Annotated in this window: 17 protein-coding genes and 4 pseudogenes; 15 read left to right on the top strand and 6 right to left on the bottom strand. The window is 68.7% G+C overall.

Translation table 11 applies throughout. The annotated features are described in order from the left end of the window. Both VLK61_RS04320 and nirD read left to right on the top strand, forming a co-directional pair. Window positions 1–693, top strand: a pseudogene (locus tag VLK61_RS04320) (nitrite reductase (NAD(P)H)); the annotation flags it as partial. A gap of 18 nt (window positions 694–711) precedes the next feature. Continuing rightward, the gene (gene nirD, locus VLK61_RS04315; protein WP_325418657.1) at window positions 712–1050 is read left to right on the top strand and encodes a nitrite reductase small subunit NirD; all 339 of its coding nucleotides are present in this window, start codon (window positions 712–714) and stop codon (window positions 1048–1050) included. A 315-nt stretch (window positions 1051–1365) separates the two neighbouring features. Here the strand turns inward: nirD and VLK61_RS04310 are convergent, their stop codons facing one another. Then, window positions 1366–2268 (bottom strand): LysR family transcriptional regulator, encoded by a 903-nt coding sequence (locus tag VLK61_RS04310; RefSeq protein ID WP_325418655.1) that lies wholly within the window; start codon window positions 2266–2268, stop codon window positions 1366–1368. Between the two features lie 161 nt (window positions 2269–2429). Here VLK61_RS04310 and VLK61_RS04305 point away from each other — a divergent pair, with 161 nt between their 5' ends. The 5 genes and pseudogenes from VLK61_RS04305 (at window position 2430) to VLK61_RS04285 (ending at window position 11570) form a co-directional block, all read left to right on the top strand. Then, on the top strand, window positions 2430–2873 hold the full coding sequence (locus VLK61_RS04305; RefSeq protein ID WP_325418653.1) for a VOC family protein: 444 nt from the start codon (window positions 2430–2432) through the stop codon (window positions 2871–2873). Between the two features lie 32 nt (window positions 2874–2905). Further along, window positions 2906–3393: pseudogene (locus tag VLK61_RS04300) on the top strand (transporter substrate-binding domain-containing protein). 115 nt (window positions 3394–3508) lie between these two features. Next, a complete protein-coding gene (locus VLK61_RS04295; RefSeq protein WP_325418651.1) occupies window positions 3509–3886 on the top strand; it encodes a nuclear transport factor 2 family protein in 378 nt (125 codons plus the stop codon). 23 nt (window positions 3887–3909) lie between these two features. Continuing rightward, window positions 3910–4488 carry a flavin reductase family protein gene (locus tag VLK61_RS04290; RefSeq protein WP_325418649.1) on the top strand — a complete coding sequence of 193 codons (579 nt, stop codon included), beginning with the start codon at window positions 3910–3912 and terminating at the stop codon, window positions 4486–4488. A gap of 275 nt (window positions 4489–4763) precedes the next feature. Next, complete coding sequence (locus VLK61_RS04285; RefSeq protein WP_325418647.1) at window positions 4764–11570, top strand: ATP-binding protein; 6807 nt, start codon at window positions 4764–4766, stop codon at window positions 11568–11570. Window positions 11571–11583: 13 nt separating this feature from the next. Here VLK61_RS04285 and VLK61_RS04280 read toward each other — a convergent pair whose 3' ends face one another. After that, on the bottom strand, window positions 11584–12291 hold the full coding sequence (locus VLK61_RS04280; RefSeq protein ID WP_325418645.1) for a FadR/GntR family transcriptional regulator: 708 nt from the start codon (window positions 12289–12291) through the stop codon (window positions 11584–11586). A gap of 198 nt (window positions 12292–12489) precedes the next feature. On the opposite strand from VLK61_RS04280, the gene VLK61_RS04275 reads away from it, so the two are divergent. The 8 genes and pseudogenes from VLK61_RS04275 to VLK61_RS04240 all read left to right on the top strand — a co-directional run. Then, window positions 12490–13173: an amino acid ABC transporter permease gene (locus VLK61_RS04275; RefSeq protein ID WP_325418643.1), complete on the top strand. Its 684-nt coding sequence runs from the start codon at window positions 12490–12492 to the stop codon at window positions 13171–13173. 9 nt (window positions 13174–13182) lie between these two features. Beyond that, window positions 13183–13833, top strand: a complete 651-nt coding sequence (locus VLK61_RS04270; RefSeq protein ID WP_325418641.1) for an amino acid ABC transporter permease — start codon at window positions 13183–13185, stop codon at window positions 13831–13833. Then, window positions 13817–14545 (top strand): amino acid ABC transporter ATP-binding protein, encoded by a 729-nt coding sequence (locus VLK61_RS04265; protein WP_325418639.1) that lies wholly within the window; start codon window positions 13817–13819, stop codon window positions 14543–14545. Before VLK61_RS04270 ends, VLK61_RS04265 begins: the two co-directional genes overlap by 17 nt. Window positions 14546–14585: 40 nt before the next feature. Further along, complete coding sequence (locus VLK61_RS04260) at window positions 14586–15350, top strand: transporter substrate-binding domain-containing protein (RefSeq protein ID WP_325418637.1); 765 nt, start codon at window positions 14586–14588, stop codon at window positions 15348–15350. A 32-nt stretch (window positions 15351–15382) separates the two neighbouring features. Then, complete coding sequence (locus VLK61_RS04255) at window positions 15383–16393, top strand: zinc-binding alcohol dehydrogenase family protein (RefSeq protein WP_325418635.1); 1011 nt, start codon at window positions 15383–15385, stop codon at window positions 16391–16393. Between the two features lie 5 nt (window positions 16394–16398). After that, window positions 16399–17532, top strand: a complete 1134-nt coding sequence (locus tag VLK61_RS04250; protein WP_325418633.1) for a mannitol dehydrogenase family protein — start codon at window positions 16399–16401, stop codon at window positions 17530–17532. 75 nt (window positions 17533–17607) lie between these two features. Beyond that, entirely contained in the window at window positions 17608–19182 is a 1575-nt protein-coding gene (locus VLK61_RS04245) for a UxaA family hydrolase (protein ID WP_325418631.1), read from the top strand. A gap of 193 nt (window positions 19183–19375) precedes the next feature. Then, window positions 19376–19573, top strand: a pseudogene (locus tag VLK61_RS04240) (nuclear transport factor 2 family protein); the annotation flags it as partial. A gap of 264 nt (window positions 19574–19837) precedes the next feature. Here VLK61_RS04240 and VLK61_RS04235 read toward each other — a convergent pair. The 4 genes and pseudogenes from VLK61_RS04235 to VLK61_RS04220 form a co-directional block, all read right to left on the bottom strand. Then, complete coding sequence (locus tag VLK61_RS04235; RefSeq protein WP_325418629.1) at window positions 19838–20014, bottom strand: hypothetical protein; 177 nt, start codon at window positions 20012–20014, stop codon at window positions 19838–19840. A 71-nt stretch (window positions 20015–20085) separates the two neighbouring features. Next, complete coding sequence (locus VLK61_RS04230) at window positions 20086–20838, bottom strand: glucose 1-dehydrogenase (protein ID WP_325418627.1); 753 nt, start codon at window positions 20836–20838, stop codon at window positions 20086–20088. Window positions 20839–20860: 22 nt separating this feature from the next. Further along, window positions 20861–22072, bottom strand: coding sequence for an aromatic ring-hydroxylating oxygenase subunit alpha (locus VLK61_RS04225; protein WP_325418625.1), 1212 nt, complete (start codon window positions 22070–22072; stop codon window positions 20861–20863). 18 nt (window positions 22073–22090) lie between these two features. Then, window positions 22091–22231: pseudogene (locus VLK61_RS04220) on the bottom strand (2Fe-2S iron-sulfur cluster binding domain-containing protein); the annotation flags it as partial.

Below are 22231 nucleotides of genomic sequence, written 5' to 3'. Positions count from 1 at the left end.
GAGCTGATCGCCGCCGGCTTCGAATCCGGCCATGCCTATGGCAAGGCGCTGCGCACGGTGAAGAGCTGCGTCGGCAGCACCTGGTGCCGCTACGGCGTGGGCGACAGCGTCGGCCTGGCGATCGCGCTGGAGAACCGCTACAAGGGCCTGCGTGCGCCGCACAAGATCAAGTTCGGCGTCTCCGGCTGCACGCGTGAGTGCGCCGAAGCCCAGGGCAAGGACGTGGGCGTGATCGCCACCGAGAAGGGCTGGAACCTCTACGTCTGCGGCAACGGCGGCATGAAGCCGCGCCATGCCGAACTGCTGGCCTCCGACCTGAGCCAGGAAGACCTGGTGCGCATGATCGACCGCTTCCTGATGTTCTACGTGCGCACCGCCGACCGCCTACAGCGCACCAGCACCTGGCGCGACAACCTCGAAGGCGGCCTGGACTACCTGAAGGGCGTGGTGCTGAACGACACGCTGGGCCTTGCCGCCGAGCTGGAAGCGCAGATGCAGCACGTGGTCGCGACCTACGCCTGCGAATGGAAGCTGGCCGTCAACGACCCGCAGACGCGCAAGCGCTTCCGCTCCTTCGTCAACAGCGACCGGCCCGACGAGCACGTGGTCTTCGTCGAGGAACGCGGCCAGATCCGGCCCGCCCTGCCGCAGGAACGCGCGCTGGCGCCCGCCACTGCATCGTCCATCGCCTGATCACACGTGCACAAAGCCATGACCACCGACACAGCCACCTGGACCGTGATTTGCGCGGCCGATGACATCCTGCCGAACACGGGCGTCTGCGCGCGCGTGGCGGGCCGCCACGTTGCGGTCTTCCGCGTCGGGCAAACCGAGTTCTTCGCCATCGACAACGTCGACCCCAAGTCGCAGGCCAGCGTGCTGTCGCGCGGCCTGGTGGGCAACCTGGGCGAGCGCATCGTGGTGGCTTCACCGCTGTTCAAACACCACTTCGATTTGCGCACGGGCGAGTGCATTGAGCTGCCCGAGCACTCGGTGCGGGCCCACGAGGTGCGGCAGGCCGATGGGCGGGTGCTGGTCGCGAATCCCTGACGGCTGAAGCCACCGGCCGCCCGCCTCACGGCCTGCAAGACCCCCGGGGACGGGGCACCAGCGACCTGCGCAAGCTGCACGACGAGCCTGCTCGGTCCGAACGGCGCGCTGCTCGTCCCGTTACCTGATCGGATTCACAGCGCCTGTTTCCCCATGCCAAGCAGCCTGGCGCAGGGCTTCGGCCGCGCGGGATCGTCGCCCAGCGTCGGCCGAGAAGCGCTTGCGCGCGCATCCCCCCGGGTGCGCTGCACGGGCTCGCTGGCTAGCCTGCCGCATGGACGTGGTCGCTGACGTTGGTGTGAGGCGGCGGCGCCGTCACCGGCGATCATCAATCTCCCCGCGTACCTCTTTGCCACCGTATGCGTTGCAAACGAGCTGTGCGAGCAGCCGTGCCGGCTCGCTGAGGCTGCGGCTCGCGCGGTGGACGAGGCCGATGTCACGATGGAAGGTGTGGGACCCGAGGTCGATCGCGCGTACCGCGGCGGGCCAACGGCGGTGCGTGGCGGTCTGCGGCACGAGCGCGATGCCGACGCCATTGGCCACGAGCCGCACGATCGCATCCAGTTCGTCGAGCTCGCAAACCTGCTGCACGCTCAGGTGCGCGGCACGAAGGAAGCGATCGACCTGCCGGCCGCCGAACGAGGCGCGGTCGTATCGCACAAACGGCTGACTAGCGAGCAGCTCGGCCCAGTCGTCGCCGTCCACGTGCCGCGGCACCAGCAGGCGAAACGGCTCGTGCGCAAGCGTGCTCCAGCGCAGGTCGCTCTGCAGCGAGAACGGCGGACGGATGATCGCCGCCATGTCGATCTCGCCGGCATCGACCAGGTTCAACAGTCCCATGGACAAGCCCGGAACGACTCTTGTGCGGCAGCCGGGAAGCTGCTTGTGAAACTTGCCGAGCGCATCGGGCAGCAGCGAGCGTTGCACCGACGAAATGGCGCCGATGTTGAGCAGTCCCGTGGCTTGCAGTCCCGCGTCGCTTGAGCCCAGCGTGCTGTAGAGACGAACCAGTTCCTGCGCTTGCGCGAGCGTCTGGTGCCCCATGGCATTGAGACGCGCCGATCGGCCCGTGCGGTCGAAGAGAGGGAAGCCGAGCTCTGCCTCCAGGCGCTGCATCTGCGCACTGACCGCCGCCTGCGTCAGGCCGATCTGTTCGCCGGCAGCGGCAAACGTTCCTTCTCGTGCCACGGCGATCAAGGTCTTGAGTTCGCGGATCATCAACAAATTTTCTTTGTGCTGGGTGCAAATATATATTGATTTTCTTTTCCAGTGGACTGCCTACGATACAAACCACTGCGCTCGACGCTTGCCCGACAACTCGCTCGGCCCATGAAGACCGCCACGCAACACGACCCGTCACCACCCCCCGAACCACGAGCATGCAAGCCCCCACCACCAATCCCGCACCGCTGTCGCCCTTCCACGTCGCCTTCCCGGTGCACGACATCGCGCTGGCCCGCACGTTCTACGGAGAGCTGCTCGGCTGCCCGGAAGGCCGCAGCGCGGACGACTGGGTCGACTTCAACTTCTACGGCCACCAGATCGTGGCGCACCTCGCGCCCGCTGAAACCGGCATCGCACAGCGCAATGCGGTCGATGGCCATGGCGTGCCGGTGCGCCACTTCGGCATCGTGCTGCCGATGGCCGACTGGGAAGCGGCCGCAGCGCGCCTCAAGGCGGCCCAAGTCGAGTTCGTGATCGAGCCGTACATCCGCTTCAAGGGCGAGCCGGGCGAGCAGGCGACGATGTTCTTCCTCGACCCGTCCGGCAACGCGCTGGAGATCAAGGCATTCGCCGACATCGCGATGCTGTTCGCCAAGTGAGCGGCCATGAATCGCCAAACAGGAGCCATCACATGAAGCATCTGGTTCTCGCCCTCATTGCCGCTGCCAGCGCGTGCGCAGCGCACGCGGACACCCTGCAGAAGATCAAGACGACGGGATCGGTGACGATGGGCGTGCGCGAATCGTCGGGCGCCTTGTCATACACCGTCGGCGGCGGGAAGTACGTCGGTTTCCACATCGACCTGTGTCATCGCGCGCTGGCCGATATCCAGAAGCAACTCGGATTGCCGAAGCTCGATATCCAGTACCAGCCCGTGTCCTCGGCCAGTCGGATTCCGCTGCTGCAGAACGGGACGGTCGACATCGAATGCGGCTCGACGACCAACAACGCCACCCGCCAGCAGCAGAGAGCGGCGAGATCGCGCAGCTCTACGACAAGTGGTTCATGAAGCCGATTCCGCCGACCAGCACCGCGGTCAATCTGCCGGCCTCCGAAGACACCAAGGCGGCCTGGGTGAATCCGACCGACAAGCCCGCGGAAGCGTACGCCCGTCGCTGAACGGGCTGGATCTCTCGACCGTCACGGTCGACTGAACCCTGGCTCGCCACCCCTCAAGCTGTCTGCCCGCACCCATGTCCGGGTGCACTTTTCCTCCTCCTGTCGGAACCATGCAATGAGCGAAACAACTTACGTCCAAGAGTGCAGCGCCATCACCGAAGTGCTGAACAAGTACCTCGAAGGCAACGCCAAGGGCAGCAGCGCGGCCATGAAGCCTGCGTTTCACGAGAAGGCCACGATCTTCGGCCTCCATGGAACGGAACTGGTGGGGCCGGAGATCCAGAAGCTCTACGACATCGTCGACACGCTGACGCCCTCTCCGAACGCACGGACTGCCATCGCACGCATCGACGTCGCCGGGACCGCCGCGAACGCGCGCGTGGACAGCGACAATGTGGCCGGCTACTGCTTCAGCGATTTCTTCAATCTGCTGAAGATCGACGGCAAATGGGTCATCGTCAACAAGGTCTACCACACGCGTTCGGGCACCTGACTCACGGACACTTGGACGGACCGATGAACGAGCACTTCCAACCCGTTGCGCTAGAGCACGCCAGCCGCCTGATCAACCACGGCCCGACCGTGCTGGTGACCAGTGCGGACGGCGGACGCCGCAACGTGATGGCAGCTGCGTGGTCAATGCCCGTCGAGTTCACGCCGCCGCGTGTTGCCGTCGTCATCGACAAGCGAACCTGTACGCGCGAACTCGTCATGGCCAGCGGCGCGTTCGGCCTCTGCCTTCCGGGTGCCGCGCTGGTCGACCTGACCTACGCCGTCGGCAGTGCGAGCGGCCGCGACATCGACAAGTTTGCCCGCCACGGCATCGTCGCAAAGGCCGGGCCGGTATTCGGCGTGCCGCTGATCGAGTCGGGCTGCGCCGCCTGGCTTGAATGCCGACTGATTCGCGAGCCGCATACCGAAGACGCCTACGACACCTGCTTCGCGGAGGTCGTTGCGGCCGCGGCCGACGCACGCATCTTCGCGAACGGCCATTGGTTGTTCCGCGGTGACAACCTTGGGCTGCAGACGATCCACCACCTCGGTGGCGGCAACTTCGTGCATGCTGGCGGCGTGCTGCGCGCACAGCCGTTGTAGACAGATCGCGCCGATCGTCGACTCAAGCTTCAGCTGTTTGAGTGCGCGAAGTCGATGAGTGCCAGGATCCACGCACGGCCCTCTCCGACCAGACGAACCACGTCGCACGAAACGCGTCTCCGGCGGCCGGCGTCGTCTGAGCGCGCCAGGTGCATTGGGGTGCTTCTTCATGCCGACAATGGCCTCGACCGGGATCATCGCCCAGCGTTCACCGCGACGCCCCACGCGGGCATCCTCGGGGGTGCGCCGCGCGGCCCTGATGGCTAGCATGCCGCATGGACGTCGTCGCTGACCCCCGGCTGGTGGAGGCGCGGTTGCTGGGCCGGACCGGCGGCTTCCTGCTCTTTGCCGGCCTCTGGGGCGACACGGCGACGCCCTGCGTGACGAAGACCGTCGCCGAGCCGGGCGATGCGCTGGCGCGTGCGCAGCTGCGCGCCGAGGCGCAGGTGCTCGCCCTGTTGCGCGAACGGCCGGGCGTGGCGCGGGTGCTGCACTTCGACAGCGCCGCCGGTGTGCTGGTGCTCGCGCGGGCGCCCGGCCTGCCGCTGGGCGAGGCGCTGGCCGCGCTGTCGCGCGCTGAAGTGCCAGTCGCGCTGTCGCGCGCTGACGCAAGAGTCGCGCTGTCGCGCGACGTGGCCCGCTGGACCCGCGTCGGCCTGGCGCTCGCGCGCATCCTCGACGGTGTGCACCGCGCCGGCGTGCTGCACGGTGATCTGCACCCGGACAACATCCTGTTCGATGCGCCAAGCGGCGAGGTCACGCTGATCGACTTTGGCGCCGCCGTCGTGCAGGGCCGCATCGATACCGACTTCCGCCATGCCGCACAGCTCGGCCGCGCGCTGCCGTTTGGCGCACCCGAGTTGACCGGGCGGCTGGGGCGTGCCGCCGATTTCCGCGCCGATCACTACGCGCTCGGTGCGGTGCTGTACGCGCTGCTGTGCGGCCACCCGCCCTTTGTCGAGCAAGAGCCGCTCGCGCTGTTGCACGCATTGCTGACCCGCCTGCCGCCGCCCTTGCACACGCTGGCGCCGGATGTGCCGGCCTGCTTGTCCGCCGTCGTGGCGAAGCTGCTCGCGAAGCAGCCCGAGCAGCGCTATCAATCGGCGCAGGGGCTGCAGGCCGATCTTCACCACTGCGTCGAGGTGGCGGAAGGGCTGGCCCAAGGCATCGAGCCCGCCGACGACGCTGCCTTCCTGCCTGGCCGCCACGACAGGCGCGGCCGGCCGGCGCTGCCGTCGCGGCTGTTCGGCCGCGAAGCGGCGATCGCAGGTCTGCAAGCGGCGCTGCGGGCCGCGCCGGGCCAGGCGCGGCTGGCCGTGGTGCACGGCGAGGCCGGCGCTGGCAAGACCTCGCTGGTGCGGGCCGCGCTCGCCCGAGTGAGCGCCGGTGAAGGCGCTCGTGACAACGCCGGTGAAGGCGCCGATGCGCAGGCTGACGCACAGACCGGCGCACAGGCCGGCGCACAGGCTGATGCACAGATCGGCGCACAGGCTGATGCACAGGCTGATGCACGGGCAGGCGGCACCGTCTTCGCCAGTGCGGCGTTCCCGCAGTTCCGGCTCGACCAGCCCTACGGTGCGCTCGCCGACCTGCTGGGTGAGCTGGCCGAGTACTGGCTGTGCGAGCCACCGGCCGTGCTCGGGCGGCTGCGTGAGGCGCTGCGGGAGGCGGTGGGCAGCAATGCCGGCCTGCTGCGGCTGGTGGCGCCGGCGTTTGCGCCGCTGCTGCCTCTTGCCGCCGGCGCGGCCGCGGACGACGAGCCGGCCGCGTCGCCCGGGCGCCTGGCCGTCGACCTGAACGGCCGGCTGCGCCAGGCGCTGGCCGCGGTGTTTGGCGTGCTGCGCCGCCACGCCGGCGCGCTGCTGCTGTTCGTGGACGATCTGCAATGGGCGGACGCCCACTCGCTGGACCTGCTCGAGCACCTGGCGATCGAACAGAGTCGCGACACGCTGCTGCTGGTCGTTGCCTACCGCGACGACGAAGCCGACGCGCTGCATCCGCTGCACGGCATGCTCGCGCGCGTCAGCGCCGCCGGCACGCGGTGCGTGGACATCGCGACCGGGGCGCTGTCGGCCGAGGTGGTCGCCGCGCTGGTGGCCGACGTGCTCGACGCCGATGCCCCTTCTGTAGTCGCGCTGGCGCATGCGCTGCACCGCAAGACCGGTGGCAATGCTTTCTTCGTGCTGCAGCATCTGCAGCGGCTGTTCGACGACGGCCAGCTCAGCCGCAGCGCCGCCGGCTGGCAGTGGGACCCCGCGGCGCTGGCCGCGCTGCCCGAGCGCGAGAAGCTCGTCGCCGGTCTGATCGAGCAGCTGCGACGCCTGCCGGCGCCGGTGCAGCGCGTCGCCGCGGTCTGCGCCTGCCTGGGCAACCCGATTGACGAGCCGCTGCTGCCGGACGTGCTCGGCATAACGCCTGAACAGGTCGACGCGCTGCTGCTGCCGCTGCTGCAGCACGAGATGCTGCTTGGCGGGCAGGGCGGCGCTGGCGCCTCGGTGGTCGGCGCTCACGGCGCTCACGGCGCGCGCCGGCTGCGCTTCTGCCACGATCGCATGCTGCAGGCCGCGCACGAGCTGCTGCCGCCGGCCGAGCGCAGCCTGTGCCATCGCAGCATCGCTCGTGCGCTGATGCGCCGCGGTGCGACCGCCGGTTCGAGCGCCCATGCGCACAGCGGAGCGAACCCCGGTGCGAGCGCCAATGCGCACATCGGTGCGAACGCCAATGCGCACACCGGTGCGCACGCCAATGCGCACGCCGATGCGCACGCCGATGCGCAGGCCGGCGGGCCGCTGCCCGCGGGGACGGGCGGCGGGCACGAAGGCGGGGCGGCCCGCTTCGCGCTCGCCGAGCATTGGCTGGCCGCGCTCGATGTGCTGGAGAACGACGCCGAGCGACGCCAGGCCCTCGACCTGCTGCTCGGCGCCGGCCGCGCCGCGGTCGAGCGCGGCGCGTTCGCGACCGCCGAGCGCTTTGGCGATGCGGCGGCCAGCCTGGTCGCGCGGGGCTGTGCGGGCGCCGCGCAGGCGCTGGAGGCAACGCAGACGCTGGAGGCTGCGCTGTTGCAGCACGGCGCGTACTTCGGCCTGGCGCGCTACGACGAGGCCGACCGCGTCTATGCCGGGCTGGGCACGCTGCCCGCGGCCGGGCCGGCGCGCATCGCCGAGGCGACGGCCCGCCAGTGCATCTCGCTCGCCAACCGCGGCCGCTACGAAGAGGCTACCCGCCTGACGCTGGACGCTGCGCGGCAGCTCGGCCTGCCTTGCCCCGATGACGACGCCTGGGACGCCGCGCTGGCCGCCGAGGTCGACGCCTTCTACGCCGCGCTCGCGGTGCGCGGGCCGGGCCTGTTCGATGCGCTGGCACCGCTGGACGACCCGGCGACCGAAACCGCCGCGTTCATGCTCGTCAGCAGCTTCGCGGCAGCAGCCTACTGGCGCCCGGTGATCAGCCACTGGAGCAAGATGCGCGTCCTGCGCCTGGGCTTCGAGCGCGGCCGTTTCGCGGCACTGCCCGAGGCCCTGGTGCTGGCGACGATCACGCTGATCCACCTGCGCGACGACGTGGCCACCGGCTACGCGCTGGCGCACGCCGGGCTGCGCCTGCAGCAGCACTACCCGAGCGCGCGGCTGCGCGCCCGATCGCACTTCTGCCTGGCCGGCGTCAACACGCACTGGTTCGAGCCGCTCGAGCGCTGCGTCGAGCACACCCGGCTGGCCTACCGCTGGGCCGTCGAGGCCGGCGACACCGAGTGCGCGTCGATGGCCCAGTTCATCGGCATGGCGCCGGCGCTGGACTGCACGCCCGGCCTCGAGGACATGCTGCACGACATCGCCCTCGCGCTGCAGGTGACCGAGCGTTTCGGCGACCGCGGTTCGAGCGACGCGATCCGCGTCTACCGCCGCTTCGTCGACTGCCTGCGCGACACGGCGCGAGCGCCCGGCACCTGGCCAGAATCCGACCCAGCCGACCCAGCCGATGCGGCCGATGCGGCCGATGCAGTCGTCGCCGCCAACCCGCTGATGCAGGCGCTGACGGCGGTCTACCGTGCCTACGCGGCCGCGCTGTTCGGCGATTGGCCGGCGGCGCTGCAGCTTGGCCGCGACGGCGCACCGGTCGTGGCCCTGCTCACCGGCACCTACATGTTCGCGCTCGGCCGCTGGATCCACGCGCTCGCGCTCGGCCACGCGTTGCGCGACAGCCTGGCCTGCGAGCGCGACGCGCTGCAGGCCGAACTCGAGCCGCTGGCCGCGTGGCTGGAGCGCCGCGCCGCCGACGCACCGGCCAACTTCGCGCACTGCTGGGAGCTGCTCTGCGCCGTGCGCGCCTGGGCGGCCGGTGACCCGGGCGCCGCGGCGCCCCGCTTCGAGGCCGCGCTCGACTCTGCGCAGCGCCATCACCGGCCCGGCCACTACGCACTGGCCTGCGAACTGGCGGCGGCGTTCCACGCAGCGCAGGGCGTGAGGCGCGCAGCGTCCGCCTATCGTGCCGCCGCGCTGCGGGCCTTCGAAGAGTGGGGCGCCACCGCGAAGCTGGCACAACGGCGTGCACAGCCGCCGCCCGGCAGCCCGGTTTCGGCGAGCGAGGGCTCGACCGCCACGCTGGACATCGACAGCCTGCTGCGCGCCGGCGACCTGCTCAGCCAGGAGCGCGATCCGCGCGCCTTGCTGGGCGTGCTGTTCGAGCTGCTGCGCCAGTACGCGGCGGCAGATCGCGGCGTGCTGCTGTGGCGAGTGGGCGATGAATGGGTCGCGCGGGCCGGCTTCGAGCCCGGCCGGACCTGGTTCGCGCTCGGCGGCGACGCGCAGCCATCCGGCGACGCGGCGCTGCCGGCCTCGGTGCTGCATTCGCTGACCCATGCGCCGCGGCCGCTGCTGCTGCCCGACGTGGCGCGCCATGCCCGCTTCGGCACCGACCCGCATGTGCTGCGCCACGGCGTCAAGTCGATCGTCGGCCTGCCGATCAGCTTGCACGGCCAGCCGCTGTGCTTGCTGTACCTGGAGAACCGCCAGGCCCACACCACGCTGGCACCGCAGCAGCTCGGAACGCTGCGCTTGATCGGCCTGCAGTTCGCGGCGGCCTACGAAAACGCGCGCATCGGCCGCGAACTGGAGGCGCTGGTGGCCAGCCGCACGGCAGAGTTGCAGCGCAACCGCAATGCCTGGGAAGCGATGCTGCAGCATGCCCCGGCGATCGTCTTCGTGAAGGACCTCGAAGGCCGTTACCTGAGCCACACGCCCCAGCTCGCCGAGCTGCTGGGGCGGCCCGGCCAGTCGCTGCTGGGCTTGAGCGATGCTGTCCTGGTCGAGCCGCACATTGCCGCGGCGATCGAGGCGCAGGATCGCCAGGTGATCCATGAAGGGCAGCCGCTGCGCTTCGAGCAGCAGCGCGACAGTGCGCTTGGCCGTCGTTCCTACCTGACCCACAAGTTCCCGCTGCGCGACGCGCTCGGCAAGGTCTACGGTGTCGGCGGCATGTCGATCGACATCACCGAGCTGAAGCAGGCGCAGCGCACCGCCGAGGCGGCGACGCAGGCCAAGAGCGACTTCCTGGCCAACATGAGCCACGAGATCCGCACGCCGATGAACGCGATCGTCGGCATGTCCCAACTCGCGCTGAGTGCCGAGCCGGCGCGCCAGCGTGACTTCATCATGAAGGTGCACGCGTCGGCGCGCGCGCTGGACCGCATCATCGATGACATCCTCGATTTCTCGAAGATCGAGGCCGGCAAGATCGACCTCGAGCGGGTTCCGTTCGACCTGCGCGAGGTGCTGGACAAGCTCGCGACCGTGGTCGGGCTGAAGGCGCAGGAGAAGGGCCTGGCCTTGTTCTTTGACCTGCACCCCGACGTGCCGACCGTGCTGCGCGGTGATGCGCTACGGCTCGGCCAGGTGCTGATCAACCTGTGCAACAACGCGGTGAAATTCACCGAGCGCGGCGAGATCGACGTCGCCATCGCGCTGCGCGAGCGCGACGCGCAGGCGGCGACGCTCACTTTCGAGGTGCGCGACAGCGGCATCGGCATGAGTCCGGCGCAGGTGCAGCAGGTGTTCCAGCCGTTCCAGCAGGCCGACGCGTCGACCAGCCGGCGCTACGGCGGCACCGGCCTCGGGCTGACGATCAGCCGCCGCCTGGTGCAGCTGATGGGCGGCGACATCACGGTGGCCAGCGAGCCGGGACGCGGCAGCACGCTGAGCTTCGCGCTGCGCTATGCGCTGCACGACGGCCCGCTGCCGAGGGCCGAGCAAACGGCCGGGCAAACGCCGGCCGACGTGCGGGCGCAGCTGGCCGGGCTGCGCGTGCTGCTGGTCGAGGACCATCCGTTCAACCGAGAGCTGGCGCAGGAGCTGCTGCGCCGCGTCGGGATCGAGGTCCGCGTGGCCGAGCATGGCGCACAGGCGCTGGAGATCCTGGCGAACGAGCGCTTCGACGGCGTGCTGATGGACTGCCAGATGCCGGTGATGGACGGCTACGCCGCGACGCGCGCACTGCGCGCGCAGCCGGCGCTGCGCGACCTGCCGGTCATCGCGCTGACCGCCAACGCGATGGTCGGCGAGCACCAGCGCGCCATCGCCGCCGGCATGAACGACCACATCACCAAGCCGATCGAGGTCGAGCGGCTGTACGCGACGCTCGCGCGCTGGCTGCGCCCCGAGACGCCGCCAGCGATGCCTGCGGAGGAGGCTGCCGTGGAGGCTGCCGAACCCGCCGACGCGACAGACCCGCTGCCGCGCATCGACGTGCGCGCCGGCCTGAAGGTCGCGGCCGGCGACCCGGCGCTGTACCAGCGGCTGCTGCGCGTGTTCCGCACGACCTGCGTCGAGCTGCCGGCGCGCCTGGATCGCGCGCTGGCCGGCGGCGACCACGCAGCGGTGCGCGAGCTCTGCCACAAGCTGAAGGGCGCTGCCGTGACTGTCGGTGCGGCAAGGCTGCCGCATGCCGCCGAAGCGCTGGGGCGGGCCTGCCGCGAGGGCGCGAACGCGGCAAGCATCGACGCGCTGCATGCGGCGCTGGCTGGCGAGTTGCAGGCGGTCGTCGGCGAACTCGCCGCGCTCGACCGCGAGCACAGCGCGCCGCCGGGCTGACGCGGCCGCGCCCTCAAGACCATTCGTGCCGTGCCGCCACCCAGCGGTCTTGCGAGGCCTGCAGGTGCGAGCGCATGGCCGTCTGCGCGGCCAGCACGTCCCGGTTCTCCAGGGCGCGCAGGATGACCTCGTGCTCGCGCAGCGCGTCGTTCCAGGTCTGGGTGCTCTCCGAGCGCACGCTCAGCTGTGATGAGATGGGGCTGTGGCGCTCGTCGAACAACTCCCTGACGAGCCGCTCCATCACCGAGTTCCCGGTCATCGCGGCAATGGCCAAGTGGAAGGCACGGTCGTCTTCCAGCGGCGATCGGTTCTCGGCGAACGCGGCCCGCATCGCGTCGATGGCCTTGGCCACGCTGGCCAGCCCTTCCGCGGTGACGCGGCCACAGGCCAGCGCGACGATGGAGCCTTCCAGCGCCGATCGCGCCTGCATCAGCTCGATCGGGCTTTCGCCCAGCGAGGCATTCGTCGCCGTCGTCCGTTCCGACGCCGCGCAGACGTAGACGCCGGCGCCCATGCGGACTTCCACGCTGCCTTCCACTTCCAGCGCGATCAGCGCCTCGCGCACCGACGGGCGCGAGACCCCCAGCTGCAGCGCCAGGTCGCGTTCGGGCGGCAGCCGCGTGCCCACCGGGTAATCGCCCTGGCGGATGAGCCCGCGGATCTGGTCGGCGATCTGCTGGTACAGCCGCCGGTTGTCGATGGGTTTGAGCTGACTGATCACGGGGCGGACCCTGGTTCGATGAGAAAAGGCCAAGTGGCCTGACCAAGCTAGTCGCTGCGAGTGTAGGGCGACCAAGGCGATGCTTCACTTGGCATAGGGTAAACACGGTAAGGCCAATTGGCCAATACCGGTAAAGTGGCCTTACCAAATCAGGCCGAAGGCCTGTGACGGCTGGCCCCCTCAACCGGAACAGGCGACATGCGATACCAATTCGATTTCAGCGCGCCGCTGGCGTACTGGCCGGACTTCCTGGCTGGCGCGGCAACCACCCTGGGCCTGTCGCTGGCGGCCACGGTGTTCGGCTTCCTGCTCGGCGTGTTCTGTGCGCTGGCCGGCACGGGCCGCTCGGCGTGGCTGGCCCGGCTCTGCGCGGTGTACGTGGAGACGATCCGCAATACGCCGCTGCTGGTGCAGATCTTCATCGTCTACTTCGGACTGGCCTCGCTCGGCCTGAAGGTCGATGCCTTCACGGCAGCGACCGCGGCACTGGTCATCAACGTCGGCGCTTACACCTCGGAGATCGTGCGTGCCGGCGTCGAATCGATTCCCCTCGGTCAGCTGGAAGCCGCCGAGTGCCTGGCGCTGAGCCGCCGGCAGGTGCTGATGCATGTGGTGCTGCCGCCGGCCATCGAGCGCGTCTACCCGGCGCTGACCAGCCAGTACGTGCTGCTGATGCTGGCCTCGTCGATCACCTCGCAGATCTCGGCCGAGGAGCTCACTGCCGTGGCCAACCGCATCCAGTCGGAGACCTTCCGCTCGGTCGAAACCTACCTGATCATTGCAGCGGCCTACCTGATGCTGTCGCTGGTCATGCGCGGGGTGTTCTGGTGCGCGAGCTATGTTGCCTTCCCGCGCCGCCGCCGCCTCGGCACGCCGATCTGAGGGGCCCACATGACTTCCTTGACCACACCCCAACTGCAGTTCCTGCTCAACGGCCTGGGCTGGACGGTGCTGCTCTCGCTGCTGGCCTTTGCCGGTGGCGGATTGCTGGGCTTTGCCGTGGCCATCGCGCGGGTCTATGGGCCGAATGTCACGCGCCAGCTGGCCATGCTGTACATCAAGCTGATCCAGGGCACGCCGCTGCTGGTGCTGCTGTCGCTGGCCTACTTCGGGCTGCCGTCGCTGGGCCTGAACATCGAGCCGCTCACCGCGGCCGGCCTGGGCCTGAGCATCTATGTGTCGGCCTACCTGGGCGAGATCTGGCGCGGCTGCATCGAGTCGGTGCCGCGCACGCAGGCTGAGGCCGCGGAGTGCCTGGCGCTCAACTGGGGCCAGCGCCTGGTCCACGTGATCCTGCCGCAGGCGCTGAAGATCGCCACGCCGCCGACCGTCGGCTTCATGGTGCAGATCGTCAAGAACACCTCGCTGGCCTCGGCCATCGGCTTCGTCGAGCTGGCCCGCGCTGGGCAGGTCATCAACAACTCGACCTTCCAGCCGTTCGTGATCTTCGTGCTTGTCGCGGCGCTGTACTTCGCGCTCTGTTATCCCCTGTCGGTGTGGAGCCGGCGCCTGGAGAGGAAATTCAATGTCGCCCATCGTTAAGGTCGATTCGATCTCCAAGAGCTTCGGCGCCGTGCGTGTGCTGGAGGGTGTGTCCTTCACGGTCGACAAAGGCTCGGTGGTCGCCATCATTGGCCGCAGCGGTTCGGGCAAGAGCACCGCGCTGCGCTGCATCGACCGACTCGAAAGCGTGAACGACGGCCGCATCGAAGTCTGCGGCCATGACCTCACCTCGGCCAAGCTGGACCTGCAGCAGCTGCGGCGCGATGTCGGCATCGTGTTCCAGAGTTACAACCTGTTCCCGCACATGACGGTGGAGCAGAACATCATGCTCGCCCCGCGCCTGGTGCTCAAAGGCAAACGCGCCGAGCTGCGCGAGCGCGCGCATGCCGTGCTGGCCCAGGTCGGCCTGTCGGACAAGGCCGAGGCCTATCCGTCGCAGCTCTCGGGCGGCCAGCAGCAGCGTGTGGCGATTGCCCGCTCGCTGGCGATGTCACCCAAGCTGATGCTGTTCGACGAAGTGACCTCGGCGCTGGACCCGGAGCTGACCGGCGAGGTGCTCCGTGTGATGGAAAAGCTCGCCGCCGACGGCATGACCATGATCCTGGTCACTCACGAGATGGCTTTCGCCCGCAAGGTGGCCGACGAAGTGATCTTCATGCACCGCGGCAAGGTCTGGGAGCAAGGCCCCGGCGAGATGCTCGATGCACCGAAGACCGAGGAACTGCGCAACTTCGTCGGCAGCGGCCTCTGACCCGTCCACCCCCCTACATGACCCCGAAAGAGAGACAGCCATGATCCATCGTTCCACCTTCGTGCGCGGCCTGATCGCCGGCACCGTCCTTGCGGCCTTCGCCGGTGCGGCGCTGGCCGACCAGCTCGACGACGTGCGCGCCGCGAAGAAGATCCGCATCGCCATCGACCTCGGCTCGCCGCCCTTCGGCACCAACGACGCATCGATGAACCCGACCGGCTCCGACGTGGAGACGGCCCGCCTGCTGGCCAAGGACCTGGGCGTCGAGCTCGAGATCGTGCAGACCACCGGCGCCAACCGCATTCCGTTCCTGCAGACCGGCAAGGCGGACGTGGTGATCTCGTCGTTGTCGGTCACGCCCGAGCGCGAGAAGGTCATCGACTTCTCGACACCGTATGCGCAGATCCAGGCCGTGGTCGCGGCGCCCAAGGCCATCGCCTTGAAGGGCTTCGCCGACCTGTCCGGCAAGAAGGTGGCCACCGCACGCGGCACAACCAACGACCGCCTGGCGACCGAAGGCGCCAAGGGGGCGCAGATCGTGCGCTTCGACGACGACAGCACGCTGGTAACGGCCATTGCCAGCGGCCAGGTGGAGATCTTCGCCACCTCGCCGGCGATCGTCAAGACGGTGGCGGGCAAGGCACCGGCTCTCGGCGTCGAGACCAAGTTCGTGATGCAGAGCTTCCCGCTGGGCATCGGCATGCGCAAGGGCGAGTCCAAACTGCAGACCTGGATCAACCAGTGGGTGGCCAAGAACACCGAGAACGGCAAGCTCACCGAGATCTACAAGCGCTTCCACGGCTGAAGCGCCCCTGCCATCGATACGAGGACCAGTTCATGCTGACCGTGATTTGCGAGACCCCCGGCACGCTGCGCGCCGAAGACCGACCGATGCCGCTGCGCGGCGAAGACGAGGTGCTGCTGCGCGTCAAGCGTGTCGGTGTCTGCGGCACCGACCTGCACATTTTCACCGGCAACCAGCCCTACCTGAACTACCCGCGGGTGATGGGGCATGAGCTGTCCGGCCTCGTCGAAGAAGCGCCGGCGAACGGTCGCCTGTTGAAGGGCGACGCGGTCTACGTGATGCCCTACCTGTCCTGCGGAAAGTGCGTTGCCTGCCGCCAGGGCCGCACCAACTGCTGCGTCAACATCCAGGTGCTGGGCGTGCACCGCGACGGCGCGTTCACCGAGTACCTCTGCGTGCCGCAGGCCTTCGTGCACAAGGCCGAAGGTGTGTCGCTGGACCAGGCGGCGATGGTCGAGTTCCTGGCCATCGGCGCGCATGCCGTGCGCCGCGCCGACGTGAAGTCCGGCCAGCGCGTGTTGGTGGTCGGCGCCGGCCCGATCGGCATGGCGGCGATGATCTTCGCCAAGCTGCGCGGTGCGCAAGTGACGGCGCTCGACACGCGGCGCGACCGGCTGGATTTCTGCACAGCGCAATTGGCGATGGCGGCCGCGGTGCAGATCGCCGACGACGATGAACAGCAACTGGCCGCGCTGACCGACAACGAGTTCTTCGATGTCGTGTTCGACGCCACCGGCAACCCGAAGGCGATGGAGCGTGGCTTCAAGTTTGTCGCCCATGCCGGCACCTACGTGCTGATCTCGGTGGTGGGCGCGACCATCAGCTTCTCGGACCCGGAGTTCCACAAGCGCGAGACCACGCTGCTGGGCAGCCGCAACGCGACGACAGAAGACTTCGAGACGGTGCTGGCGGCCATGCGCGCCGGCAAGATCCCCGATGCGGCACTGAACACCCACCGCCTCGCGCTGGCCGATGTGCCCACCGACTTCAAGCAGCTGCTGGATCCCGCCCGCGGCGTCGTCAAAGCCATTGTGGAGTGCTGAGCACCATGGGCCAGGCCATCCTCCAGTTCGGCACCAGCCGCTTCCTGCAGGCGCATGTCGACCTCTTCGTGTCGCAGGCGCAGGACCGGGGTGACGCGGGCCAGGCGATCGGCGGCATCACCGTTGTGCAGACAACCACAAACCCGGCCAGTGCCGAGCGGGTGGCGGCGCTGGCGGCCGGCGGTGGCTACCCGGTGCGCATCCGCGGCCTCCGGCACGGCGAGCGCATCGACGAGACCATCACCTGCCGCGCCGTGCGGCAGGCCCTGCAGGCCGATGCGCATTGGCCGGCGTTGCGCGAGGCCATCGCCAGCGACGTGCGCGTGATCGTCTCGAACACGGCAGACCGCGGCTACCAGCTCGACGAAGCGGATGGCCCGGCATTGATCGACGATGCCTGCCGCGCACCCCGCAGCTTTCCGGCCAAGCTGCTGGTCCTGCTGCACCACCGCTGGGTGACTCATCCCGCAGCCGGCCTGTCGATCTTTCCGTGCGAGCTGATCGAGCGCAATGGCGATGTGCTGCGCGATGCGGTGTGCTTCCTGGCGCAGCAGTGGCGCCTGGACGCGGGCTTTGTCGACTGGCTGCGCACCCGCTGCATCTGGGCCAATTCGCTGGTCGACCGCATCGTCTCCGAGGCGCTGCATCCCGTCGGTGCCGTGGCCGAGCCCTATGCGCTGTGGGCCATTGAACGCCAGCCCGGGCTGGTGCTGCCCTGTGCGCACGAAGCCATGGTGCTGACCGATGACCTGGCGCGTTTTGAGCGCCTGAAGCTGTTCCTGCTGAACGCCGGCCACAGCCTGCTGGCCGAACGCTGGCTGGGGGACGGCCGCGCCGAAGGGCAGACGGTGCAGCAGGCCATGAACGATGCCGGTCTGCGGGCCGAACTCGAAGCCTTCTGGGCCGATGAAGTGCTGCCCGTGTTCGACGCGCTGGGACAGCGTGCCGAGGCAGATGCCTACCTCGTCGACCTGCGCGAGCGGCTGCTGAATCCTTTCCTGAATCACCGGCTCTCGGACATCGCGCAGAACCATGCCCAGAAGAAGCAGCGGCGCCTGCGGCCGATCGCCGAGCTGGCCGGGCAACTGCAGTGCGGCATCGCGCAGCCACGGCTGCATGCGGCGCTGGCGAGCGCGTGACGAGCCTTCCCAAGACGGCAAGAACGCCGCGAGCCTGACCCGCACCGCCTTCATCGACATCCCGAAAGTCTGACCATGCTGACACCCATCGAAGAGCAAGTCATTGCCAAGGGCTCGGTGCCCCGCGGTGCGCGGGTTATCCGCCTGCACCCCGATGACAACGTCGTTGTCTCGCTGGACCAGCTGGTGTCGGGCACGACGATCGCAGACGAAGCCATCACCGTCTCCGGCCTGATCCCACCAGGCCATAAGATTGCTACGCGCGGCATCGAGGCCGGCGAAGCGGTGAGGCGCTACGGCCAGATCATCGGCTTCGCCAGCCAGGCCATCCGGCCCGGCCAGCATGTGCATTCACACAACCTGGCGATGGGCGATTTCGTGCGGGACTACGCCTTCGGCGTGGAAGCGCGCGACACCGTACCGGCTCCGCAGCCGGCCCACTTCGAAGGCATCGTGCGCGAGGATGGGCGTGTCGCGACGCGCAACTACATCGGCATCCTGACCTCGGTGAACTGCTCGGCCACCGTGGCCCGCGCGATTGCCGACCACTTCCGGCGCGACATCCATCCCGAGGCGCTGGCCGGCTTTGCGCAGGTCGACGGTGTCGTGGCACTGACCCACGGCAGCGGCTGCGGCATCGACGCTGAAGGCGAGGGCCTGGCGACGCTGCAGCGCACGCTCGGCGGCTACGCCTGCCATGCCAACTTTGCCGCCGTGCTGGTCATCGGCCTGGGCTGCGAGACCAACCAGATCCCCAAGCTGCTGGCCACGCAGGGCCTGAAGGACTCGGGCACGCTGCGCGCGTTCACTATCCAGGACGCCGGCGGCACGACACGGGCCATCGCGCAGGGCATCGAGCTGGTTCGGCAGATGCTGCCGGCGGCCAACCACGTCAAGCGCCAGCGGGTTCCGGCCAGCCACCTGGTCATCGGCCTGCAGTGCGGTGGTTCCGACGGCTACTCCGGCATCTCGGCCAACCCGGTGCTGGGCGCGGCGGTCGACCTGCTGGTGGCGCACGGCGGCACGGCCATCCTGTCGGAAACGCCCGAGATCTACGGCGCCGAACACCTGCTGACGCGGCGCGCGCAAACGGTAGCGATCGGGCACAAGCTGGTGGCCCGCATCCGTTGGTGGGAAGACTACTGCGGCCGCAACGGCGCGCAGATGAACAACAACCCCTCGGCCGGCAACAAGGCCGGCGGCCTGACCACGGTGCTGGAGAAATCGCTGGGCGGCATCGCCAAGGGCGGATCCAGCAATGTCACCGAGGTCTACGAATACGCGCAGCCGGTGAAGGCGCGCGGCCTGGTGTTCATGGACACGCCCGGTTATGACCCTATCTCCGCCACCGGGCAGGTGGCGGGTGGCGCCAACCTGATCTGCTTCACCACCGGGCGCGGTTCGGCCTATGGCTGTGCGCCGTCGCCTTCGGTCAAGCTGGCCACCAACACCGCGCTGATGCAACGGCAGGCGGACGACATGGACCTGAACTGCGGCGAAGTGCTCGATGGCACCAAGTCCATTGCCGAGCTTGGCGCCGAGTTGTTCCAGCTGTTGCTGGCCACGGCGTCGGGCCGGCCTTCACGCAGCGAGCTGCATGGTTATGGGCAGAACGAGTTCATGCCGTGGCAGATCAGCGTTATCACATGATGTTCATTTGCATGTCGTCGCCCTCCGGCAGCAACGCCAAGTCGGGGCACGGGCCGGGCCCCGATCGGTAGGGCGATTCCTACTCACCTCTGGGACAGGTGCCGGCATCCCCGGGACGCCCCCCCAACGCGCAGCATGAGGGGCCACCCATCAGGCCGGTGCCACGCACTTCGCGCCGGGCAGCGAGACCGACCTCGAAATCCTGCAGATGGCCGCGAGCGAGGATCTCGCCTACTGGGTGGGTATTCAACAGGCGACCGTTCAGGTGAAAGGCAAGGCAGAACCGGTCCCCATGGATCTGCGCGTCACCGAGATCTTCAGGCGCGATGAGGGCGACTGGAAGCTGATCCACCGCCACGCCGACATGTTGGTCGACAAGCAACGGCAGTAGTCGTCAGCACGGTTGCAAGGGGTGAGCCTCCATGATGCGCTTACCGCAGCCCGTCCTTGATCAGCGGGGCCTGCTCCAGCGTGCGCCCGACCCCACGCGCAAACGCGCGGTGCATGTTGTGCAGCGCCGGATCGTTGCGGCCGAAGGTCCGATGGCCACCGGGCCGTTCGAGGTCGCGCTGAGCTCAGGCGGCAAAGCGCTGCGAATCGGGCCGTCGGCCGCGGTCTATCGACGCGCACAGACGCCGCCGTGCCTGCTGCAGCCTCAGTCGCGTCGGGCGCCTTCGGCGATCCAGCGCCGCAGCAGTTCGCGCTGCACGGCGGGAAGTGGCTCGCTGCCCATGGGCATGCGCAGGCCGCTGCCCCCCACCGATATGTGCTTGTCGTCGATCTTGTGCATCAGGTAGCTTGCGGCCGGATCGCCGGGCTTGACGCGCAGCAAGGCGCTTTCGAGCGATGCGGGCGCCCGGTGGGCCGGCTGGCCAGGACGACGCGGCTGTTGAGGGTCATGCTTCAGACCGTCCAGCCACCGTCCACCGACAGCATGCTGCCGATGGCGAACGAGGCGCCGTCCGAGGCCAGCCACAGCACCGCGCTGGTGACCTCATCGATCGTGCCGAGGCGCCCGATCGGATGCACGCCGATCAGCACGTCCATGATCTTGTCCGCGCCGGGTGTCTTGGCCAGCAGCGGCGTGGCGATGACACCCGGGCACACCGCGTTGATGCGGATGTTCTGCCTGGCGTATTCGAGCGCCGCGGTGCGCGTCAGGCCGGCCACGGCATGCTTGCTGGCGTTGTAAGGCGCGGAGCCGGGCAAGGCGGTGAGGCTCATCGCCGACCCGGTGTTGACGATCACGCCGCCGCCCTGCTTGAGCATCTGGGCAATGGCGACCTTCATGCACAGCCAGACCCCCTTGACGTTGACCGCCATCACGCGGTCGAAGTCGGCCTCCAGGGTATCGGCCGTGTAGGCCTGGGCGCTGGTGATGCCGGCGTTGTTGTGCAGGATGTCCAGGCGGCCCCAGGCCGCGACGGTGTCCCGCACCATGCCTTCCACTTCAGCAGCACGCGTCACGTCGGCGCGAAAGAAGCGTGCCACCCCGCCCTCGGCTTCGATCTGCGCCTGCGTCTGCGCCCCGGACTCGTCGATGTCGACCACGGCGACGTGGGCGCCAGCCCGCGCGAACGCCAGTGCCGAGGCCTGCCCGATGCCGGAGCCGGCACCGGTCACCAGCACGACACGATCCTGAAATGACGGCTGCATGGTGTGCGCCTTCATGGGGCGCTTACTGCTGCCCGTCCTTGACCAGCGGTGCCTGCTCCAGCACGCGCCCGACCCCACGCGCAAACGCGCGGTGCATGTTGTGCAGCGCCGGCTCGTTCCGGCCGAAGGTGTTGAACGAACGCAGCCCGCCCCGCAAGCTCTTCATCACGTTCGCGCTGACCCAGTAGTCTTCCTTGGTCACAATGTCACGCACGAACTCGAAGTGGGCCTGCGGGTCGTCCACACCCCAGCCGGGCCCGCCTTCCTGCGTGCGCCAGTAGCAGCTGTAACGCGTCATGTGCTCGTCCACGGATTTGCCCGGGTAGAGCTGGAAAAGCTCTATGGCACTCGGCGAGACCAGCAGCGAGATGTTCGGGTACAGGAAGTGCACGAGCTGGAACTCGTGGAAGATCTCCAGGCCCCAGTCCGACTGCGGCCTGTCGCGCAGCTTGGCGATGCTGGTGTTCGGAAACGCCACGCGGTGGTTGCGCTGCTCGGGGCCGAAGTAGTCGACCAGCGACAGGTTGCCGTGCGAGACGTCGCCCAGCGTCGCCTTGTGCAGCGGCGTGAAGTGGTAGCCCTCGCAGAAGGTGTCGAGCGCCAGCTTCCAGTTGGTCTTCATGTGCCATTCGTGGCGGTTCACCACCTTGGCGGTCCCCAGGTTCCAGCTGGCGAACAGCGGCGCCATCTCGCCCAGCATCTCGTCGATCGATACCTTCACGTCGGGGGCCAGGCCGACGAAGACCATGCCGTACTTTTCCTCGGCCGGCAGGCGCACCAGGTTGTAGTAGGACTTGTCGATCGTGCCGAAGGTCTTTTCCTCGTACACCGTGCGCAGCTGGCCCTTCAGGTCGAAGCCCCAGGCGTGGTACGGGCAGCTCAGCGAGGCCGTTTTGCCGCTGCCATCCTTCAGGCGCCCCGCGCGGTGCGTGCAGGCGTTGAGAAAGGCGTTGACGGCGCCGGTGTTGTCGCGTGTCAGCAGCACCGGCACGCCCATCTCGTCGAAGGTGCTGAAGCTGCCGTTCTCGGGCAGGTCGGAGCTGAAGCAGACGAACTGCGGGCTGCGCCGGAAGATGGTCTCTTTCTCCAGCTCGAACAGTTCGGGGTCGGTGTAGAGGCTGGTGGGCACGCGCAGCACGTCGGGGTTGCTGTCGGTGGTGCCCGCGTCGAGGTGCGTGAACACGCGGTTCACGATGTCGACGTAGGCCGCTCTATCGTCAAACTTTTCGTTCATGTTGGGTTCTCCAAGGGTTCAGAGATCCAGCACCAGGCATGCGCTGCGCGAGCGCGAGCAGCATGGCAGGAACTGGTCGTTGCGGCACCGTTCTTCGTCGGTGAGATAACTGTCACGATGATCGGGCTCGCCGGCGATCACGCGTGTGAGGCAGGTGCC

The organism is Aquabacterium sp. (assembly GCF_035476535.1).
Taxonomy (GTDB): domain Bacteria; phylum Pseudomonadota; class Gammaproteobacteria; order Burkholderiales; family Burkholderiaceae_C; genus Pseudaquabacterium.
Note: the sequence above shows the minus strand (reverse complement) of the source record. Positions and strands in the feature narration are given on the sequence as shown.